Below are 21,259 nucleotides of genomic sequence, written 5' to 3'. Positions count from 1 at the left end.
CACGAGTTCCGGGGGACGCCCATTGGATCGACCGGTCGCCGACCGCTTACGTGCCCGCGGCGCCGGCCGCCCGGGAACTGGACCGGCCGGTCAGGCCGGCGTGCGGTGAACTCACTTGGTATCGAGGAGGTCCGCTTCACCGGCGGCGAGCCGTTGCTGCGTCCGGCCTGGTGGGCGTAGTGAAGCGGGTGGCGCAGCTGGCTCCCCGCCCTCACATGTCGTTGACGACGAACGGCATCGGTCTCAAGCGCACCGCGGCGGCCCTGATGGCGGCCGGCCTGGACCGGGTCAACGTCTCCCTGGACACCCTGCGGCCCAACGTCCTCAAAGCGCTGACCCGCCGACATCGCCACCATGACGTCATCGAGGGCCTGTACGCGGCCCGGGAGGCGGGCCTGACCCGGTGAAGGTCAACTCGGTCCTGATGCCCGGACTCAATGAAGACGAGGCCCCGGACCTGCTGGTCTGGGCCGTGGAACACGACTACGAGCTGCGCTTCATCGAGCAGATGTCCCTGGACGCCCAGCACGGCTGGAAGCGCGACGGCATGATCACCGCGGGCGACATCCTCACCTCCCCGCGCACTCGCTTCGAGCTCACCGAGGAAGGCTCCGAGGAGCGCGGCTCGGCCCCCGTCGAGCGCTGGCTCGTGGACAGCGGCCCGCACCGCGTCAGGGTCATCGCCTCCGTCACCCGCCCGTTCTGCGCGGCCTGCGACCGCACCCGCCTGACGGCCGACGGCCAGGTACGCACCTGCCTGTTCGCCCGCGAGGAGACCGACCTGCGCGCGGCCCTGCGCTCCGGCGCACCCGACGAGGAGGGTTTTCCAGGCAGGTCACGGGGCGTCGAGAACTCCGTGATCTTGGAAGCCGTGCCTGTTTCGCTCTCCCTGGCCGACCAAACTGGCAGACCGCCATGAACCGGATGCCCGGCGACTTCGCCGAAGCCCTGGGTCAAGCCGAAGGCAGGTGCGGACTCCACCGGCCTGGCATTCGTGTCCCGCGAGCAGTTGGGCGGCCTCACCTACGGGGACATCTTGGTCCAGCCCCGTCGACTTCCGTTACGAGGTGTCCTTCTACTACGTCGACGACGCCTTTCAGTACGCCCTTCATGCCCCCGATCCGCAGCGGCGCTGGGCCCTTGAGCCCTACGAGCCAACGGCCGCCGACCTCGCCTTCGCCCGGCGCTTCATCGGCTGGAGCACCCTCAACCACGGCATCCAGAGTGTCGACGCCGGCCGCATCCGCGAAGGCGAGCTGCTTCGTATGCTTGTCTACGCCGTCCGGCGTCGACTGTCCAGCTCCACCCTCCGCTTCCTCGCCGCCCGCCTGAGGAAACACCGCCTCGCTCTCGGCACTCGATCGCGGCAGCTGAGTGCGGACCAGAGGCCCTGCTCATCACCTGTGCATACGCACGGTGAAGTGCTCTGTCGCGCCGGAACTCCAATCGATGCGCTCCCGAACCGACAAGCCGGTCGACTCCGACCGCAGGAGCAGCTGCTCGCTCGCGTTGTTCCATTTGTAAATGGCGTACCGGGCGCCCGCGACGTACTTGCTGGGGAACAGCTCCTTCGACCGGCCTTTGTCCCAGACACAGTCCTTCGTCGCGTCGTGGTCGCAGGTGGAATAGGCCTTGAGGTAAAGGCGGCAGCTGTCTGAAACCAAAACGTCGATGCGGCTCAGCCTGTCATCGCTTGAGTACCACTTTCCTGGAAGCTTACTTGCGATTTGGCAGGCTACCGCCTGTTTCGCTGAGGTGAGCGTGAACGTTACCGCGAGGGAAAACGTCAAGGCGGCCGTGATGAGCAGGGCCATGGTCCGGGACAGTGGGCTGCAGGCAGAACGGATGTGTGTCATTGCGGGCCTCCGATGGCGGGTGCCAGCATGGGCGTTCCGTGGTCGTACGACAGGTCCAGCTGGTTGCCGCTTGGTGGCAGGCACGACTAGCGCAGCGCGGCAGAGTTTGCGACGAAGTGCTGAAGAGTGGGCGGCGGAAATCACATCCGACTCTCGCTAGTCATCGAGGTATTTCCAGTCAACGCCGGTCACTCATATGCCGCAACTGGAAGGCTATGAGGAGGCAGGGGCACGTTGCAGGCGGCGAAGTCGCCGGGCATCCGGTTCATGGCGGTCTGCCAGGTTGGTCGGCCAGGGAGAGCGAAACAGGCACGGCTTCCAAGATCACGGAGTTCTCGACGCCCCGTGACGTGCCTGGAAGACCGTGCCTGCCGAAGCATCATCGCTGATCCCGCCTGCCCTTGACCAACTCCGAGAGCATCCAGAGGCCACGCCGGAAGAAGTGCCCGGACTGCTGGACCGCCTCGCCCAGGTGCCCGATCCTTGTGATCCCCGTGGAGTGCGCCACGCTCTCGTCGGCGTCCTTGCCCTGGCCGCCTGCGCGGTGCTGGCGGGGGGCAAAGTCGCTGCTGGCGGTCGGCGAATGGATCACGGACGCTCCGCCTCACGTGCTGGAACACGTCGGCGTGCGACTCGACCCCCTGTTCCCCCAACGGTCCCTGCCTGCGGAAACAACGGTCCGACGACTACTGGCCCGGATCGACGGCGACGCATTGGACCTGGCGGTCGGCCGCTGGCTCGATGACCGCCGCAACCGGGCCGAGGGCCGGCTGCGCGGCCTGGCGGTCGCCGGCAAGAGCCTTCGCGGAGCGGCCAGGGTCAACGGCCGCAAGATCCACCTGCTCGCAGCCCTGGACCACACCACCGGCCTGGTCCTGGCCCAGCTGGACGTGCAGGAAAAGACGAACGAAATCACCTGCTTCCAGCCGCTGCTGGAGACCGTGGCAGACCTGGCCTGGGTGGTCGTCACCAGCGAGGCCATGCACACCCGACGCGAGCACGCCGACTACCCTCGGCCGCGAAGCCCACTACATCGTGATCGTCAAGGGCAACCACAAGAAGCTCCGCAAGCAGCTCAAATCCCTTCCATGGACACAGATCCCGCTGCAGGGCCACGTGAGAGGCACCGGCCACGGCCGCGCGGAGATCCGCCGTATCAAGGTGGCCTCGGTGAACAGCCTGCTCTTCCCCGGAGCCCGGCAGGCCGTCCAGATCAAGCGCCGCCGCACCGACCGCAAGACCGGCAAGACCATCATCAAGACCGTCTACGCCGTCACCAGCCTCACCGTCTATGCGGCACAGGCCTGGCCCGGCATCGACGCCCACTCGCGGGACCTGGCCGTCGAAGCGGCGGTGCGCCTGACGGTCAGCCACCTCGTCCAGCCGGTGCTTCCGCTCGACCTCTCCGCGGAGCGCATCGCCGAGATGACCATGCGGGTCGCGCAAGCTTGAATCGCGCCAAGACCGGCGTAGGCCCCGAGCCGCGCTCGCCACTCTTTGGCGTCGGCCACGGCTTGCACGTGCTGCGCGGTCGAGGCCGCGGACGACGCCATCGACATGCTCGCCGAGGCCCTTGCGGCGATCGGCCCCGAGGCCGCACGACCCCTCGCCGCGGTGCCGGCCGCCACCGCCGCCTTGAGGAGCCACCCCGGAAGCGTGCCAAACTGGTCCGCTTCTCGCCAGGCGCCCGCACCGACTGGCACTCCCACGCCCTGGGCCGGACCTGGACATCGTTTGCGGCATCGCCCTGATCGGCACGCGGGACGCCACCGTCCTCGAGGTCCACCCCAGGGAGAGACCATGGCCGCATCCGCCCACGTCAGGGCAGACGGAAGCACCTCCGGCACGCACCACGGGATTCACCACGTCGACGCGCACCGGAGGTGCGCTTGATCACCGACCTGCGGTTTCGGCCAGTGGCATGGTGCGCGAAACGTCGTGCCAAATGTGGGGCAGCGGTGTGGGCTGATGCTCGTGCCTCGGTGGTCCGCCCTGAACGAGCGGAAGCGTGCTTCTCAAACGGCTCGCGGCATCGCAGGGCCGTGACGTAGAAGTGCTCTGCTCCGGAGCCCACTCCCAAAGTGATGCCCCCCGGACAGGTGTCGTGAAGGGCATGAGCTCCTTGGTGAACAGTACGGGTGACGGAAGTGAAGAGACGTGGCATGTGGGCTGAGCCGGCGGATTCACGGGTGTGTCGTACGTGTCACCTCCCGGTCTGCCAGACGGAGGTGAGCGCCGTGACCGGGTCGGGGTCGACCGGCGCTGCCGGCCACCAGTCGCCGTTGTCATCCTGGAGGTAGGGGTACCAGCGGGTGTCGGGGCCCAGGCGCAGCTGGATGCCGTGTTCGGTGAGGGTGAGGCGGTTGCGCCAAACCCTGAGGGTGACCGGGGTGGTGGTCATTTCGGTGAGGGCCTCGGTCAGGGCGGTGCGGGCGGCTGTCATCGCCGGCGGGTCGGGGGTGCAGGGCTGTTCGGCGACGGTGACGCCGGTTGGGCCGCCGTACCGCCAGGCGCGGGTGAGGCGGGCGAACGCGGCCGGCTTTGCACCGGTGTTCTGGATGAGGTGGTGGAACCACTCGGGGCCGCAGTTGCTCGCGGCGATGCGTGCCGCGTCTTCGTGCTGGGACAGGTGCAGGCTGGTGGTGTCGCCGGTGACCAGCCGGGCGGCGCGTGTGGAGGTGTCCGCGATGAGGCGTTCCAGGTCCGCGGTGGACAGACCGGTGCCGGGCGGCGGGGCGGCGGGCAGTGCGGCGGTGTGGGGGGCCGGTTCGGGGAGGTCGGGAAGAGGCGGAGTGTGTTCGGCCAGGGCGGCCCAGGCCGCGTAGGCGCCGGCGGCCGGGAGCCCCGCTGGGGCCGGTGGTGTGGAGGTCGCCTGGGCGGCCGTACGGCGGGCGCGCAGCTGGGCCAGGACCTCCTCCCGTACGCGGCCGCGCAGGGCGAACACCACGAAGGGGTCGGCGTCGATGGTGGCGGCGATGGCGTAGCAGAGCGCGGCGGCGTGTTTGCAGGGGTAGCCCCAGTCGGGGCAGGAGCATTCGGGGTCGAGTTCGGTGGGCTGCGGGAGCAGGGGGACGCCTGCCTGGCGCGCGTCGTCGACGAGTTCGGCGGGCATCTCGCCGTCGAGGAGTGCCGCGAGGTGCCCGGCTCGGGCCGCGATGGTGTCGAGGAGGGTGTCCCACTGGGCGTCGGTGAGGACGGGCAGGTGGACGGCGGAACGGTAGGGGCGGGGCCTGCTGCCCTGGACGGCGGCTTTGACCTGGCCGGGGGCGACGGTGACGGAACCGACCATGCCCTGGCGGGCGTAGGTACGTCCGCGGGACAGGCGCCCCGAGTCCAAAGTGGAGTCCTCCAGGGCCGTCACCCATGCCTGGCCCCACCAGGTCGCGGCGAAGGCACGCCTGCCGCGGGCAGGTGCGCGGCGCGGGCCGGGATTCGAGGGGCTCATGACTGCCTCCCCAGGGCGACCAGTTCGGCGAGATCGTCGTGGGACAGTTCGGTCAGAGCGGCCTCGCCGGAGCCGACCACGGCGTCGGCGAGTGCTCGCTTCGATTCGAGAAGCTTCGCCACCTTGTCCTCCACGGTCCCCTCCGCGAGGAGTTTGTGGACCTGGACGGGCCTGTCCTGGCCGATGCGGTAGGCACGGTCGGTGGCCTGGTCCTCGACGGCCGGGTTCCACCAGCGGTCGTAGTGCACGACATGGGTGGCACGGGTGAGGTTGAGACCGGTGCCCGCGGCCTTCAGGGAGAGCAGGAACACCGGTACTTCGCCTCGCTGGAAGCGTTCCACCATCTCCTCGCGTGCGGTGACGGGCGTGCCGCCGTGCAGGAAGAGGACGGGGACGCCTCGTTCTGTGAGGTGCTTCTCCAGTAGGGTCGCCATCTGCTTGTACTGGGTGAAGACGAGCACCGACTCGGCTTCGGCGGTGATGGTGTCGACCAGTTCGTCGAGAAGCGCCAGTTTGCCGGAGCGGCCGTGCAGGGGGGTGGACTGGCGCAGGTACTGGGCGGGGTGGTTGCAGATCTGCTTCAGCGCGGTGAGGAGCTTCAGAATCAGGCCGCGGCGGGCGATGCCCTCGGCTTCGGAGATCTTCGACATGGTTTCACGGACCACCGCCTCGTACAGGCTTGCCTGCTCGGCGGTCAGCGGCACGACACGGTCGGTCTCCGTCTTGGCGGGCAGTTCGGGCGCGATGCCTGGATCGGACTTCCTGCGGCGCAGCAGGAACGGGCGGACGAGACGGGACAGCCGTTCGGCCGCCTGCGGGTCCTCGCCCGACTCGATCGCGCGGGCGTGACGGTCGCGGAAGGCGGAGAGGGGGCCGAGGAGTCCGGGGGTGGTCCAGTCGAGGAGCGCCCACAGTTCGGAAAGGTTGTTCTCCACGGGGGTGCCGGTCAGGGCGACGCGGGCGCGGGCGGGCAGGGCGCGCAGCTCGCGGGCGGTGACGGCGTAGGGGTTCTTGACGTGCTGGGCCTCGTCGGCGGCGACCAGTGACCAGACGTTCTCGGCGAGGGCGGCGCGGTCGCGGCGCAGTACTCCGTATGTGACCAGGACGATCTCGTCGTCGGCCAGGTCTTCGAGGTGGCGGTCGCCACCGTGGTAGCGGCGCACGGGGGTGGCCGGCGCGAACCGGGCGGCCTCGCGCTGCCAGTTGCCGAGCAGGGAGGTGGGGCAGACGACGAGCATGGGGCCCGCGGTGGCCGGTTCGGTCTGGCGGTGCAGGTGCAGAGCGAGCAGGGTGATGGTCTTGCCCAGGCCCATGTCGTCGGCGAGACAGCCGCCGAGACCGAGCTCACACATCTCGGCCAGCCAGGCCAGGCCCCGCTTCTGGTAGTCGCGCAGCGTGGCCTTCAGAGCGGCGGGCTGCGGGGCGGGTGTGCGGGATTCGGGGTCGCGGATACGGGCGACGAGGTCGCCGAGCGCTCCCACCGCCGCGCAGCGAAGAGTTTCCCCGTCCCGCTCCATCTCGCCGGTCAGCGCGGCGCCCAGTGCCTCCATGGGGGTGAGCGGTTCCATCCGGCGGCGTCGGGCGCGGGCCACCAACTTCGGGTCGGCGACCACCCACTGGTCGCGCAGTCGGACGAGGGGGCGGCGCGTCTCGGCGAGGGCGTCCATCTCGGCCTCGGTGAGCGGGGCGCCGCCGAGCGAGAGTTGCCAGCGGAAGTCGAGGAGGGTGTCGGCGTCGAGCAGGCCGCCAGCGCTGGAGCCGGGCGCGGTGCGTTGCCCGATCTCCGCGGTCGCGGTGAGGGCCTTGACCAGCTCGCGCGGCCAGTGCACGTCGATACCGGCGGCGCGCAGCGTGTCGGTGGCGTCGCCCAGCAGGTCGAACGCCTCGTCGTCGGTCAGCCGCACCTGGTCCGGAGCGGCGTCCTTCAGCAGCCGGTCGAGCGGCGGCCAGACGTGGGCGCCGCGGCGCAGTGCGAGCAGCGTCTCGGTCTCGGCGCGCGGGCCGAGCAGGCGCTCGGTCGCGGCCGGCTCGCTCCACAGCTGTGCGGCCTCCACGACGAGCGCCGGATCCGCAGCGGTGTGCAGCTGAAGGACAGCCCGGAATTGCCGACGGCGTCCTTCGGGTACGTCGACCCGCAGCGAGATCCTGACGTCGGCGGTGAACGCGGCGGCGGTCTCCTCGGCCCACTCGTGCAGGCCGGGCACGGCACGCGTCTCGCGCCAGGCATACGGCAGGGCTCCCATGGCGAGCGGAGCGGCGGGAGTGCGGACCAGTTCGTCGGCGACCGCGTCGCAGAACTGGCGTACCAGCGCGCCCGGTTCAGTGATCCGCAGCGGCGCGGGACCCGGTTCCGGCAGGCAGTGGCCGTGGGGCGGGAAGGCGGCGGCGAGGGCGTCCAGCGTCCGACGCTGGGCGGCGGTGAAAGGGCCCGCCTGCCAGGTGTCGTAGCCGGCGGGGGTGAGGGCCGGATGGAGACGGCCGTCGGCGAGCAGCCGGAGCGCGAAGCGGGCGGCGGCCTGCCAGGCGTCGACGGACGGATGCGGCGGCTGTGCCCCGGACAGCGCGGCAACAGCGAGGGCGACAGGCAACGCGTAACCCGTTACCTTGCGCCGTCTGACCGACCGGCCGTGCGGCAGTACGAGCTCCGCCGCCTTGGTCCTGACGCCGTCGGGTGCCATGGTCTCGGCGGCGGCTGACCCACCGGGCTGCCAGAGCAGCAACCGGCCGAGGCGGGCAGGCTCGCCGGGCAGGAACACCGCCGCCCAGCCGTCATCGAGCAGACTCCGCGCCCACGCAGCCGATTCCGGTGCGGCCAACGGCGGCACGCTCCTCATGCCCGTGCCCTGCTCCCGTACGAGGACTCGTGCCACTCTTTCGCCTCACCGTCGTTCGCGCGGTCTTCACCGCGCCATCGTCCACCAGCAGGTTCCAACTCCGCCGTCATCGGCGGGAGTGGGCCTTGTTCGCCGTGGTACGCATGCGTTTGGCCAGCTGCCTGTCGACGCCGCGCAGTCCCTCAGCCAGTTCGGCGAGCACGTGGGCGGTGGCCGGGTGCTCCACTCGCCACAGGTCGTCCACCCGCTGTTCGAGCGCCTCGGGCGCCGTGTTCCCGTTCTCCAGCAAGCCCCGGACCAGCTCCTCGGTCTCCCCCGCACCGGCGAGGATCGACAGCCCGTCGATGAGCAGCCACAGTCCGGCCGCCTCCGCCCGCGCCGGATCCACGGGTGCTTCCGTTCCAAGGCGCGCGTACAGCGCCGCGGCGGCCACCTGTCGGCACCCCTCGACGTCGGAGTCCGCTGCCTTGCGCAGCACGCGCAGTGCCCGCGGCTCGTCGAGGTCGGCCAGCACCCGTTGGGCCACTGCGCGCTTCGCCGCTGCCTCGTGGCCGGCTCCCGCGCATGCGTCGAGCAGCCCTACCGCGGCATCGGCGGCCGAGCGGTGTTCCAGCCACCCTTCGACCTCCCGGCGCATCTCCTCGGGAGAGTAACTCAGGAGTCCCTGGAGCAGAGAGCCGGCGTCCGCTTCGGCGTACTCACCGAGCAGGGGGGCGGGCACACCGCACTCCATCAGATAGGCGCGGAGCCCGTAGCGGCCGAGTGGGGTGAGCCGCATGCGATGCCCGCGCCTGTCTCCCCACGGCCGGTTCGACGCCGCCGTCGAACTTCCCCAACCGCCCTCCGACTCCTGTCCGGCCATGGCGTTCAGGAGGGTGAGCACAGTCTCCTCGGCCGAATCGTCGCCGTCACCGGGCTCGCACTCCACCGCGCCCAGCAGTGCGAGCGCTTTCCCGAGTTCCCTGAAGGACGCCGCGACCAGCGCCTGGAAGAGATCGAACTCCGGCCCGTGCACGCCCGCCTCACGGGCCTGCGCGCGCAGGTCGTCGACATCCACCCAGGCGTCGTCCGGGGCGTCGTACAGCAGACCGACCAGTCCGTCGGCGATCTGGGCAGTCAGCTCGCCCAGCTCGCCGTGCCACTCGTCCAACACCCCCGTCTCACCGACCTCCTCCAGCAGATCGCCCAAAGTGGCGGCCCAGAACGCCAGAAGGCCCTCACCGGCGACGTCGGTTGCCGCGCCACCCCACGCGCGGCCCCCGCTGATCGTGATCATTCCACTGTCCACGGCGAGCCACCACGGATCGTCGAGAACGGCCACGTCCTTGGCACTGCGCACCGACTTCAACGCGCGAGCGCGGGCGACGGCATCGGCATACGGCGAGTCGTCGTCGGCCAGTTTCCACAGCTGGAGCTTTTCGACGGCCTCACGCGCCAGCGCGGGCCGCAGCACCCGCCCGGCGGTGACCTGACGTCCCTCGTGGCACCAGGCAGCGAGCCGCAGCGCCGCGTCGAAGAGCGGAACACCCCGCACGGCAGCGACAAGGTCCTCCTGCGGAGCCAGGATCACCGGGCGCAGCACCGGCACATCCTCGGCCGGTTCGTCGACTCCGGCATCGACCGGACCGCCCACCCCGCACTGCCCGCAGGTACACAGGGCCACGTCCTCGGCGGTCAGCCGGCGGACACCGCCGTGCCCGGCCCGAGCACCGGTCGGCGGCTTCGCATGGCCGGACACCGTGTCCGGCGTCAGCTGGGCCAGGCGCGCGGTGATTGCCTCCCGCTCGAAAGCGGCCTTGTCGTAACCGGTCGCCCGCAGCTCGGCGACCAGCTCACCGTACGGGCCATCCCCGGCCCCGTCCGGGGTGTCGAGCAACTCCAGTACCTCGGCCAGCCCCCACACGCCGCCGATGTCCTCGGCCGGTACATCGGCGCGGCGCCCACCGACGCAGCGCACCGTCCGCCCCGCACCGACCGGGCGCGGCAGTGCCTTCTCCAGCGTGATCCCGTGCTCCCAGTCGTCGCCGAAGTCGTAGACATAGCGCAGCCGTGCCCACTCCCCGGCCAGCACATCGCCGAGCGCGGTGGCCCCCTCGTCGCCGACGCCGCGGCCGAGGCCGAGATCGACGTCGGTGAGCCGGGCCGCATCGCCGTACCCCCGGCCGAACTCGTCGGTGAACAGATGCAGATGACCACCGTGCCATCCGAAGGCGAGCTGGATGGCGTCGTGCAGCGTCCGGAGCGAGGTGTCGGACGGCATCACGAGGCGCCGCCACAGGGGCGGTCTCGTGCCGTGCAGCACGATCTTCAGCTGGAGATCGGACGGGGCCGTCTTCCCGTCTGGCCGCATCTGTTGCTCCCACCGCACCAGGCTGCTTGAACGGTCCTATCATGGCGCCTGTCCGTATGCCGACTCAAACCCGGTTGCGGCGGCCTCCGTTCTGTGCACACGGTGTCGACGCCGGGCGGCCGGGCCAGCGGTGGGGGCATGGTGTGCGACCCGACGTCCGGAGCGAGCGAGGTGAGCCCGTGCTGGGGTGAGCTGGTCGTGGCAGCTTGTCCACCGCGAGCACAAGGGATGGACTCCGAGCCAGCGTGCTGGTCCGGCGCCCTGGACCGAATCGGTTGCGGGTCCTCGGCCCCCTGCGCGGATCTGATTCTGCCCGCCTCGGACACGGGCGGATCCGACACGACCCTGGGCAGTGGATGCGCTCCGGCGGCGGTCCTCACGGGGGCCTGGTAGCGGATCACGCTCGCGCGCCGAGCCGGACCTTCAGCGGCACCGGGAGACGGGACCGCTCGTTGCCCGCCGTGCGAATCCGCTGTTCCGGGACTTGCCCCTGAATGTCGGTGGCGCCCTCTAGGGTGGAGATCCGGAGCCGCCGGGACCGCGGGGAGGGGTGAAAGGTGTGCGCAGGGTGCCACCGGAGATGTTCCGGTTCACGACGGGGGAGAGGTCCGACCTGTATGGGGCCGTGTTGGACGCCTTCGGCGTGGCAGGCGAGCACCTGGAGACAGCGCTGGGGCTCGAGACCGTGCGCCTGCGGCTGCGCGGGGTGGGTTGGGCGGCGGCGGTCGAGGATGAGGAACTGCATGAGGCGCTCCGGAAACTCGTGCAGTGGGAGCTCCTGGATGTGGTGCACAACCACGCGGAGAACTACCGCACGGCAGAGGAGTACGAGCGGCGTAACCTGCAGTACTCACTGACCCGCCGCGGCGAGGCCGCTCTCGCCGGAGTACGGCACGCGCTTGAGGTTCTCGCCTCTACGGGGGCGCTGCAGACGGCCGTGCTGGAGGCGATCGCCGACCGGCTCGACGAGTTGTGCGGGCTCTGCGGCGAACCCGCCTCGGCCGATCGACGGATCTTTAGCACGCTGCGGGAGCTGGAGGGGCATCTGGACGCTCTGGTGGAGAACACCAAGGCGTTCAACGGCGAACTGCAGCGCCTCCTGCGCGCCGAGGGCGCGGATCTGGAGGTGTTCCGCGAGGTCAAGGCCGCCACCGTCGCGTATCTGCAGGAGTTCTTGGTCAACCTGGACCGACGCGGGCAGGCGGTCGCTGCTGCCGTGGCCCGGGTGGAGGAACAAGGGATCGCCGTGCTGCGCGAGCGGGCGCTGCGCGGGGCCGAGCTGCCGCCGGTGACCGGAGAGGATCCCGCGGCCGGCTGGCTGGAGAGCCGACGGGCGCGTTGGGCGGGGCTGCGGGCATGGTTCCTTCCGGACGACGGGGCACGCCCCCGGATCGAGCAGCTGCACGACATCGCCCGGCGGGCCATCGTCTCGCTCCTGCAGGTCCTGGAGCGGATCAACGAGTCACGGCGCCGCTCTTCCAGCGCCGTGCAGGACTTTCGGGAGCTGGCGCGCTGGTTCGCAGCGGCCCCCGCGGAGGAGGACCTGCACCGGCTGTGGTCGGCGGCCTTCGGCCTCGGCCCGGCACGCCACGCTCACCTCGCCCACCCCGACCCGGAGTTGATCCCGTCGTCCCATTCCTGGTCCGAGGCCCCGCCAGTGGAGGTGTCGGCGCTGCTGCGGACCAGTGGACGGACGGAGCGCTTCACTCGCACGGCCAAGGTGCGGGACGTCGCGGCCGTCAGGGCGGAGCGCGCCGAGCGGGCCCGCGCGGAGCGCGCGGAACTCGCGCGCGCCTGGCAGGTGCTGGAGACGGACGGACCCGTGCGTCTGTCCTCCTTCGGCGCGCTGGACCCCGCCGTCTTCGACCGGCTGCTGGACCTGCTGGGCCGGTCCCTGTCCGCCCGGCCGGACGCAGAGGGGCTGCGGCGCGCCACGACGGGGGACGGCCGGGTCGAGATCGCACTGGCTCGGCCTCCTGACAGCCGCACCGTCCTGCTTCGCACCACGAAGGGGTCACTGGCCGGACCGGACTACGTCGTCCACATCGTGGCGGCGGGCGGAGCCTGCGCGTTCCCGGACTTCCTCGCCGCACAGCAGGAGGCGGTATGAGCACGCTCGCCAACCAACTGGCCGCTGCGGAACGGGAGGAGGTGGCTCGTGCCATCCGGCTCCTCCTGGCTCGTCCGCTGCTCACCGAGGCCGCCGACCCAGCCGGCTTCGAACTGGTACGCCGCCGTCGCGAGCCGCTGACCCAGTGGTTCGACTACACATGCGGCTGGAGCCTGGTCATCGAGCCTCGCCGGGGGTACGCCCGCCTCACCAAGGTCCGCGCGAACCCGGACGGCTCCCGCCCGGCTCGTAGGGCGCGTTCCGGCCGGGCCCCGTTCGACCGTCGGCGTTACGTGCTGCTGTGCGTGACCGCAGCCGAGTTGCTGTCGATGCCGATGACAACCATCGGCATGCTCGCCGGCCGTGTCGTGCAGGCCACGGCGGCCGACCGGGCACTGCCCGCGTTCGACCCGGTCCGCAAGCCGGAGCGGATGGCGTTCGTCGACGTCCTGAAGCTGCTGGAGTCGTACGACGTGCTGCGTGCGGTGGACGGGGCGACCGAGGCGTACGTCGAGTCCGCGGAGGCCAAGGTTCTCTACCGCGTGGACACCACCCTGCTGATGCGGTTGCCGGCCGCGCCCGTCGGCGCCTCCCGACTGGCCGTGCCCCCGGACGAGGTGCCCGCGCGGTTCGAGGAACTCCTCACGGGTCTTGTGCGAGAGCGCCGCTACGGCGGCGCGGTCGTCGACGGCACGGCGGACGGGGCACACGGCGAGGCCGCCGCCACGGATGCGCAACGCAACCTGAGACTGCGCCACTCGGTGCTGCGTCGCCTCTTCGACGATCCCGTGCTGTACCGGTCGGACCTCGCTGACGATGAGCTGGCGTACGTCACCTCCCTGACCGGACGCCAGATCCTGCGCCGCTCGGTCGAGCAGGCCGGCTTCGTCCTGGAGGAACGAGCGGAAGGCTTCCTGCTGGTGGACCCGGACGGGCTGGCCACCGATGTCCGTTTCCCCGACGACACGTCCACTGCCCGGGTCGCCGCGCTGCTCCTCCTGGAGCCGCTCTGCGCCGCGCCCGCCGGATTGCTGCCCGAGCAGCTCGTCGAGGCCGGAGCGGATCTGCTGCGACGCTTCCCGCGCTGGGCCAAGGCGTATCAGTCCGAGGACGGCGCGGCTCGGCTGTCCGACGACGCGGTACGTGTACTGACTGATGTCGGCCTGGCCCGCCGAGCCAGGGGCCGTGTTGTCGCGTGCCCGGCCGCGTACCGCTACCGCCTGACGGAGACGACGAGTTCGGATCCGGCGGAGAAGCCCGGACCGGAGCGGGGCACGAGCCCGTTCGAGACGGCGGGCACCACTGCTTCTGGTGGCGCCGGCGCACAGGGAGATCAGCAGTGAGCGTGACAGAGCTTCCCCGCCCGCGCCGGCCCGAGGAGCCCACCGAGCAGGCGGGGGCACCGGCACATGCGGCGGACGCCGCCCGCAGTCGCTGGCAGCCGCATCGTGCGGGCATCCTCAACGTCTGGCGCTACTACGACGAGACCTTCACCTTCCACCAGGGTCGCCTGCTGCTGCGCGGGCAGAACGGTTCGGGCAAGTCCAAGGCCCTCGAGCTTCTGCTGCCCTTCCTCTTCGATGCCAGCCTCCGCCCCAACCGCCTGTCCACCTTCGGCGGTTCTGAACGCACCATGCACTGGAACCTGCTGGGCGAAGGCGCCTCCGGCAAGACCCGCGTCGGCTACGTGTGGATGGAGTTTTGCCGCGTCGGCGACGACGGCACGGAGCGGTGGTTCGGATGCGGGGCGCGTCTGCAGGCGAGCGTGCACACCACAGGGGTGCACGCCGACTACTTCACCACCGGATCCAGGATCGCCCACTCCGGGGGTGTGTTCCTCGTCAACGAGGCGGGACAGCCATTGACGCGGACAGCCCTCGCCGAAGCGTTGCGCGACCGCGGCGACGTGCATGCCTCGGCCACCGACTACCGCACGGCCGTACGGCGCGAACTGTTCGCCGGCATGGGGGAGCAGCGCTACGAGTCACTGCTGTCCGCCCTGCTCCAGCTGCGCCAGCCCAAACTGTCCGAACGGCTGGACCCGTCCCTGCTCTCCACTCTGCTGTCCCGCGCCTTGCCCCCACTGGGCGAAGGCGAGATCGCCGAACTCGCCGAGGGCTTCGAGCGGCTGGACCGCCAGCGAGAGCACCTCAAGCGGCTGGACGACGAGGTGACGGCGGCTGAGACCGTCGCCTCCCGGCAGCGCGCCTATGCGCGACGCGTCCTGCGTGCCGGTTCCGCCGTGCTGATCTCGGCGACCACCGAGATGGACAACCTCACCCGTGTCGCCCGCCAGAGCGCCGAGGAGCTCGAACAGGCGCTGGTGGAACGCGAGTCGGCCCAGGCTCGGCGTGGGGAACAGGAGCTGCGCGCGCACGCCCTGGAGGAGACCGTCGAGGGGCTGCGCGAGAGTGACGCGTACAAGCAGGGTGCGGAACTCGACCGGCTCCGCCGCCGAACGGAAGACGTGACTGCCGCTGCCGGGCGGCAGCGCGCCACTGCCCGGGCCACTCAGGTCAGGGCGGAGGTGGATCAGGGGCACGCCCATGAGGCGGCGGGTCAGGCCCGCACACTCGACGAGCACGCGCGCGAAGCCGCAGAGGAAGCACGCCGGTCGGCCCGGGCGGCGGGTCTGGAGTCCATCCATCACGAGGCGACGGTGATCCTGGGCGCGGACCATGTAGCACCCCTCCCCGACGGCGCGGGGCGTGAGGGGGGCGGCAGCCGGCCCGAGGGCTCAGGTACCACATCCGCGGGGGGTGAGAACGGGGCCCGACAGGCCCGTCTGCTGCTGCGGGGCGCGGTCACCGCCCGACGGCAGCAGGTCACCTTCTTTACCGAGGCGATGGACGAGCACGACCGCGCGGTACGCGACCGGGGCGCCGCCGAGGGCCTGATGGACGAGGCGCGTACTCGACTCTCGGAGATGATCGCCCGGCGGGACGAGGCGTCCTGCGCCTGGGACGACGCCCTTGCCGCACAGGCGGAACGGCTGCTTGCGTGGGCTGACGGCTGCACGGAACTGCGCATCGCCGACCCCGGGGAACTGGTGGTCAGAGCGGCGAGCGAGGCAGAGGTGAGGACCCTGGTCGAAGCTGCCGCCCGCCCGCTGGAACAGGAGATTGCCACCGCTGAGGCCACCGCCCGAGCCGCACGTCAGGGGCTGCGGGACGAGCGGAGCCGACGTGAGGAGGAGGTACGACGTCTGAGCGGTGAGACCGAACTGCCGCCTCCGCCCCCGCCCACCCGCACCACTGTCCGTACGGCGACGGCGGGAGCACCCCTGTGGCGGCTGGTCGCCTTCCGAGAGGGTGTCCCGCTCCCCGTTCAGGCCGCGGTGGAGGCCGCACTGGAGGCGTCGGGCCTCTTGGATGCCTGGGTCAGCCCCTACGACGGAATCACGCTGACTGGACACGACACCCGCGCCGAGGCGGCCCTGGCCGTGACCGCGCCGGGGCCCAGCCTGCTGGAGGTGCTGAGGCCCGAGGAGGGCATCCCCGTCCCGGCCGACACCGTGATCCGCGTCCTCGCCGGTGTCGCCTACGGCCCATGCCTGCCCGGTGGGCACCCTGCGGCCGTGTCGGCCGACGGTGCCTGGCGTCTCGCGCTCGCCACCGGAACGTGGAGCAAGCCGGAACCGGCCCACATCGGTGCCTTCGCGCGGCAGCGGGCCCGGCAGCGCCGGATCGGTGAACTGACCGAGCGCATCAGTGAGACGAACGCCTCCCTCGCCGCGCTCGACGACCAACTGCGCGGACTCGGCGCTCGCCGCGCCCGGCTGGACGCCGACCGCGCCGCTCGACCTGATCACCGGGAACTTGACGCCCGTCAGCGTGACTGGGACCGAGCCGAGGAAAAGGTGGCTGCCCGAGACGACGCCGTGCGCGACGCCGCCGGGCATCTGGCGCGGTGCGAGAGCGAGGTGGCGGGCGCCCTGCGCACGCTCAGCCGCCGGGCCGCGGAACACGGACTGCCCACCGACCGCGACCGGTTGCGTGCACTCTCCGCCGACATCGACAGGTTCCGGGACACCGCCGACAGCTGGGTGGACGCCCACCTCACCGCGACCGCCGCTGCCGACAGGGCCCACCAACTGGCCGCGCAGGCGGACCGTTCGCGCCGGGCCGCCGAGGAACAGGCCGAGAACGCGGCTGCCGCCGAGGCGGAGGCGGCGGGACTGAAGGCGCGCCTGGAAGCGGTGGAGGCCACCGTCGGCGAGGACTACCGGCAGATCGTCGCACGCGTCGCCGAGGCGCGCGCCGAACTGCGCCGCTGCCGTGAGGAGGCAGGCCGGGCGGCCGACCTCCTGCTGCGCCTGGAAGGCCGCATCGGAGGATTGCAGGCCACCAGTGGTCAGGACGCCGAACGACGGGAGCAGGCCGTCGCGACCCGGGACAGCGCGGCGCACCGGTTCCGGCACCTGTGCCTGGTCGGACTGGCCGAGGATGCAGGAATCACACCGGAACTCGACGCCGGGGACGGCACGAAGGCGACCCTGGAGGCCGCCCGCGCCACAGCGGCGACGTGGCCCGGCATCCCGTACACCCCACGCAACCTGGGCGACGCCGCGACCCGCCTGTCCGAAGCGGTTCACGAGGCACGCCAGCGCCTCGGCACCCGTGCCGACCTGGACCTGGAACCCGACGACGACATCCAACTCTTCACTGCCACCCTGGACGGCGTACGCGTGGGGGCGACGGGCCTGCTCAGCACACTCACCCAGGAGCGCGACAGCAGCCGTGACGACATCACCACGGCCGAGCGCCGCCTCTTCGACCAGATCCTGACAGGCGACATCCGCCGCCACCTCGCGGCGCGCATCCGGCAGGCCGGCGAACTCGTCGATCGCATGAACGGGCATCTGGAGGGGGTCCGTACCGCCTCCAACGTGGCCGTCCAGCTCGTGTGGGACGTCCGTCCGGATCTCCCGGACAGCACCCGCACCGCCCGCCAACTGCTGCTCAAGGACCCCGGCCGGGTCACCGAGACCGACCGGGAGGCCCTGCATGCCTTCTTCCGCGCCCGTATCGAGGAAGCCAAGGGCAGTGACACTGCCGCGAGCTGGGAGGAGCAGCTCGGCGAGGTGCTCGACTACACCGCCTGGCACCGCTTCATCGTCCGCCTTGACCGGACGAACGGAACCGGCTGGCAGCCGCTGACCAAGAAGCTGCACGGCGCGCTCTCCGGCGGAGAGAAGGCCATCGCGCTGCACCTGCCGCTGTTCGCCGCCGTCGCCGCCCACTACGAGGCCGTGCCCCAGGCACCCCGACCGATCCTGCTCGACGAGGTCTTCGTCGGCGTCGACACCGTCAACCGCGGACAGGTCTTCGCCCTGCTCACCGCACTCGACCTTGATCTCATGGTCACCTCCGATCACGAGTGGTGCACCTACGGCGAGCTGCCTGGCATCGCCGTCCATCAACTTCTTACCGACGGGGACGACGACGCGGTCACCAGCGCCCGCTTCGTCTGGAACGGCACCGACCTGGAGGCGGGATGACCCATACGGAACCGGCCCCGAGCGAACACACCCTGCGCCGCCCCGAACTCCGCCCGCTCTGGCACACGGTCCACAATCGGCTCTCCTCGGGCCGCCCGGTCACACGGGTGCGTCTGGGCCCGCTTGACGAAGTCCAGCGCGAGGCCCTCGCCGACCTCCTGGGCCTGGACCGTCTGCCGGACGCCCGCCCCTCAGTCTCCCTGGTCCGTCTGGAAGAGGCCGTCACCGAGCTGTGCGGCCGTACGGTGCGCGAAACCGTCACCGAACTCGTCGGCCCCCTCGACGACCGGGCGGGCGAGCGGCGCCGCGAGGAAGACCAACGGGCCGAGCTGTGGACCTGGCTGGACGGCCACGCCACCGTACGTGCCCAGCCTGCGCTCGCCGACTGGACCCAGTCGTGCCGAGTCGCCGGTCTCGTCGGTGGCTCAACGGCACGGACCCGGTCCCTGCTGACCGACGCACTGACGGTGCTCGCGGCGCTCCCGGCCCAGGCCGAGCCCCTGCCCATGTTCGCTGCCCGAGTCCTGAAGGGCGAGTCCCACGCGCTCGACGACGGCACACGTCTGTCCACTCTCGTCCTGCGTGCCCTGGCGACCCTCCACGACACGACCCCGCCGCAGTCCTCGGCGGATCGGCGTGCCTTGTGGACTCGCGCGGGTGTCGCCGACGACGACCTGTCCGCCACCGTTCTCGTTGGTGGACTGCGCCCGGGCGGAGAAGGTCCGCTCGCCCGTGTGGCGCGCGTTTGTGCCGAGACGGGTCAGGCCGCCAGCCTGACCCTCGCTCAACTGCGGGCCCCGGGCGAGTTCACTCTCGCAGCCGACTTCGCACCCGTCGTCCACGCTGTGGAGAACCCCAGCATTCTGGCTCTCGCCGTACGTCGTTTCGGCCCGGACTGTCCGCCGCTCGTGTGCACATCCGGCTGGCCCAACAGCGCGGCTGTCCACCTCCTCCGTCTCCTCGCGGCCCAGGGCGCCACCCTCCGCTACCACGGCGACTTCGATGGTGAAGGGATCCGCATTGCCGCGTATCTCATGGACAAGACGGCGGCCCGGCCCTGGCGCATGACGGCGGCGGACTACCGCGCCGCGGTCGCTCGCACGGCGCACGGTCCTCATCCCGGCCGCCTCACCGAAGCGCCCTGGGACCACGAACTGACCCGCGCTATGGCCGACCACGGCACCGCCGTGGTCGAGGAACTGGTGGCTGACGTCTTGTTGGCAGACCTGGCCGAAGCGATGCGGTGAGGGCGCTCCGTTGGCCCGTGGCGACGCTCGTTTGGCGCTCCGGGCGCGGAAGGGTCCTTCAGTGGAGCCGAGAACGGCCCTTGACCTGCGACTACGTCAGATCCATCCTCTTGTGACATGTTTCCGATGACGTCGCATGTGGAGTGCGTCGGCATCCTGGAACCTGCCAACAAGGACTGATGACCTGCGGTTTTTTCGATTTCGTTGTGCTGCTGGACCTGTTTCGTGGTGGGGGAACAGGTGAACGTGGCCGAAGTCGCCTCATCTGCACCTTCGTCTGGGGCGCAGGGTCGTCTGGTGGTCGCAGTCCGGACCGTGCGCCGCGACTTCCTGGCCCGCGAGCCGGAGATCGTACATCCGGGCATCGGGACGCGGGCGGTGGCCGAGCGGCTGCAACTGGTGCCGAACACGGTGTCGACCATCGTGGGCGAACTGGTGCGCGCCGGGCTGCTGAGGCGTTCCCGCGGCCGTTCGGACCGGCGGGCCGCGCGACTGTACTTGACCGTGGAGGCAGTGGCCCGCCTGGCGGCCTGGGTGGAGGCCGGGGACGAGGTGCTGTCGACAGCGCTGCTGCGCCTGTACGAGGCCGACCGCCGGGCGATCGTGACGGCGATGCCCGCGTTGCGTCGGCTGCTGGACGTTCTTGATGAAGCCGACGAAGCCGACCGATCCGACGGGGCTGAGGGGGACGGGGAGGGCAAACGGGGTGGTGCAGTTCGAAGACTGCGAGCTGGTGGCCGAGGTCCAGTGCGGACGTTGGCTCGTCCAGCAGTAGGACAGCCAGCCAGGAGGTGCGCAGTCCGTCGAAGTCCGTCGTCGTGGTTACTGTTCGGCGGCTTCTCGGGCGATCTGCTCGAGCTGGGTGCCCATGGCCTCGCCGAGCGCCTGGGCGGCGGAGAGCGGGCGCACCATCACCGTGAACTCGTCGATCTTCCCGTCGTCGTCGAAGTGCAGGAAGTCGCATCCCTCGATCTGCTTGCCGACGCCAGTGGCGGTGAAGACGAAGGCGTGATCGCGGCCGTCGGAATTGGCGATCTTACGGATGTAGGTGAAGTCCTCGAAGACCCGGAGCGCGCCGCACAGGATCGCCGCGGTGATCGTCTTGCCTGGGTACGGCTTGAAGGTGACGGGGCTGGTGAAGACGACGTCGTCGGCCAGCAGAGCCGCCACGGCGTCCTGGTCGCCGCTCCCGATGGCCTTGCGGAGGGGATGCATGAGCCCACCTCCATTACTCATAAATGTGAATAGGTCTGACGGAGGGTAGAGAGCCCGTTAGGGCTTGTCTACAGGGAAGAAGTGAACTATTAGTCATGTTATTGATTACTCTGCTAGCGTGCATACATGGCTTTGCGGAACGCGGTGATGGCCGCGCTGTTGGAGGGCGAGGCGTCCGGATACGACCTTGCGAAGGCTTTCGACGCGACGGTCGCCAACTTCTGGATGTCGACGCCTCAGCAGCTCTACCGGGAGCTGGATCGCATGGAAGCCGAAGGGCTCGTCACGGCCCGCGTCGTCGAGCAGAAGCGCCGCCCCAACAAGCGACTGTTCTCCTTGACGGAGACCGGGCGGAAGGCCGTCCACGCCTACACCGCCGAGCCTGCGGGTAAACCGGCGGTGATCCGGGACGAGTTGCTTGTCAAGGTGCAGTGCCTGGATGCGGGTGACGTGGAAGCGGTCCGGACCGCCATCACCGAGCGCATGGAGTGGGCCGCTGCCAAGCTGGCCCGTTACGAGCGGCTCCGGCAGCGCCTGCTCGACGGGCGCTCTGAGGAGGCGTACTTCGCCGAGGCCGAGCGCATCGGCCCGTATCTCACCCTGCTGCGCGGGATGTCGTTCGAGCGGGAGAACCTCCAGTGGGGGGACATGGCGCTGCGCAGGCTCGAACAGCGCACGGCCGCGCTCCGGGCTGACGGCTGA

Annotated in this window: 13 protein-coding genes and 3 pseudogenes; 9 read left to right on the top strand and 7 right to left on the bottom strand. The window is 70.7% G+C overall.

What is annotated here, in order from left to right; all coding sequences use genetic code 11:
* Positions 1-102: 102 nt before the first annotated feature.
* Positions 103-820: pseudogene (locus QQS16_RS43795) on the top strand (GTP 3',8-cyclase MoaA); the annotation flags it as partial.
* Positions 821-952: 132 nt separating this feature from the next.
* Positions 953-1,262: pseudogene (locus QQS16_RS01315) on the top strand (hypothetical protein); the annotation flags it as partial.
* A gap of 135 nt (positions 1,263-1,397) precedes the next feature.
* Here QQS16_RS01315 and QQS16_RS01310 read toward each other — a convergent pair.
* From QQS16_RS01310 to QQS16_RS01300, 3 genes are all read right to left on the bottom strand, one after another.
* A complete protein-coding gene (locus QQS16_RS01310) occupies positions 1,398-1,814 on the bottom strand; it encodes a hypothetical protein (protein ID WP_286059677.1) in 417 nt (138 codons plus the stop codon).
* A 421-nt stretch (positions 1,815-2,235) separates the two neighbouring features.
* Positions 2,236-2,448 carry a hypothetical protein gene (locus tag QQS16_RS01305; RefSeq protein ID WP_286059675.1) on the bottom strand — a complete coding sequence of 71 codons (213 nt, stop codon included), beginning with the start codon at positions 2,446-2,448 and terminating at the stop codon, positions 2,236-2,238.
* A gap of 94 nt (positions 2,449-2,542) precedes the next feature.
* Entirely contained in the window at positions 2,543-2,857 is a 315-nt protein-coding gene (locus tag QQS16_RS01300) for a hypothetical protein (RefSeq protein ID WP_286059673.1), read from the bottom strand.
* 34 nt (positions 2,858-2,891) lie between these two features.
* Between QQS16_RS01300 and QQS16_RS01295 the strand changes: the two genes are divergently transcribed.
* On the top strand, positions 2,892-3,308 hold the full coding sequence (locus QQS16_RS01295; protein ID WP_286059672.1) for a hypothetical protein: 417 nt from the start codon (positions 2,892-2,894) through the stop codon (positions 3,306-3,308).
* Between the two features lie 751 nt (positions 3,309-4,059).
* Here QQS16_RS01295 and QQS16_RS01285 read toward each other — a convergent pair.
* From QQS16_RS01285 to QQS16_RS01275, 3 genes are all read right to left on the bottom strand, one after another.
* Positions 4,060-5,301 (bottom strand): SWIM zinc finger family protein, encoded by a 1,242-nt coding sequence (locus tag QQS16_RS01285; RefSeq protein WP_286059670.1) that lies wholly within the window; start codon positions 5,299-5,301, stop codon positions 4,060-4,062.
* The gene (locus QQS16_RS01280; RefSeq protein ID WP_286066177.1) at positions 5,298-8,135 is read right to left on the bottom strand and encodes an SCO1167/SCO6262 family helicase; all 2,838 of its coding nucleotides are present in this window, start codon (positions 8,133-8,135) and stop codon (positions 5,298-5,300) included. The genes QQS16_RS01285 and QQS16_RS01280 overlap by 4 nt, the downstream gene beginning before the upstream one ends.
* A 106-nt stretch (positions 8,136-8,241) precedes the next feature.
* Entirely contained in the window at positions 8,242-10,485 is a 2,244-nt protein-coding gene (locus QQS16_RS01275) for a plasmid pRiA4b ORF-3 family protein (protein WP_286059668.1), read from the bottom strand.
* Positions 10,486-11,065: 580 nt separating this feature from the next.
* On the opposite strand from QQS16_RS01275, the gene QQS16_RS01270 reads away from it, so the two are divergent.
* From QQS16_RS01270 to QQS16_RS43365, 5 genes and pseudogenes are all read left to right on the top strand, one after another.
* Complete coding sequence (locus tag QQS16_RS01270; RefSeq protein ID WP_286059667.1) at positions 11,066-12,595, top strand: TIGR02677 family protein; 1,530 nt, start codon at positions 11,066-11,068, stop codon at positions 12,593-12,595.
* Complete coding sequence (locus QQS16_RS01265; RefSeq protein ID WP_286059666.1) at positions 12,592-13,938, top strand: TIGR02678 family protein; 1,347 nt, start codon at positions 12,592-12,594, stop codon at positions 13,936-13,938. Before QQS16_RS01270 ends, QQS16_RS01265 begins: the two co-directional genes overlap by 4 nt.
* The gene (locus QQS16_RS01260) at positions 13,935-18,095 is read left to right on the top strand and encodes a TIGR02680 family protein (RefSeq protein ID WP_286059664.1); all 4,161 of its coding nucleotides are present in this window, start codon (positions 13,935-13,937) and stop codon (positions 18,093-18,095) included. Before QQS16_RS01265 ends, QQS16_RS01260 begins: the two co-directional genes overlap by 4 nt.
* On the top strand, positions 18,092-19,342 hold the full coding sequence (locus QQS16_RS01255) for a TIGR02679 family protein (protein WP_286059663.1): 1,251 nt from the start codon (positions 18,092-18,094) through the stop codon (positions 19,340-19,342). Before QQS16_RS01260 ends, QQS16_RS01255 begins: the two co-directional genes overlap by 4 nt.
* A 225-nt stretch (positions 19,343-19,567) precedes the next feature.
* Positions 19,568-19,816: pseudogene (locus QQS16_RS43365) on the top strand (hypothetical protein); the annotation flags it as partial.
* 348 nt (positions 19,817-20,164) lie between these two features.
* Here the strand turns inward: QQS16_RS43365 and QQS16_RS01250 are convergent.
* Positions 20,165-20,557: a nuclear transport factor 2 family protein gene (locus tag QQS16_RS01250; protein WP_286059662.1), complete on the bottom strand. Its 393-nt coding sequence runs from the start codon at positions 20,555-20,557 to the stop codon at positions 20,165-20,167.
* 126 nt (positions 20,558-20,683) lie between these two features.
* Between QQS16_RS01250 and QQS16_RS01245 the strand changes: the two genes are divergently transcribed.
* Positions 20,684-21,259 (top strand): PadR family transcriptional regulator, encoded by a 576-nt coding sequence (locus QQS16_RS01245; RefSeq protein WP_286059659.1) that lies wholly within the window; start codon positions 20,684-20,686, stop codon positions 21,257-21,259.

The organism is Streptomyces sp. ALI-76-A, from assembly GCF_030287445.1.
GTDB lineage: Bacteria > Actinomycetota > Actinomycetes > Streptomycetales > Streptomycetaceae > Streptomyces.
Note: the sequence above shows the minus strand (reverse complement) of the source record. Positions and strands in the feature narration are given on the sequence as shown.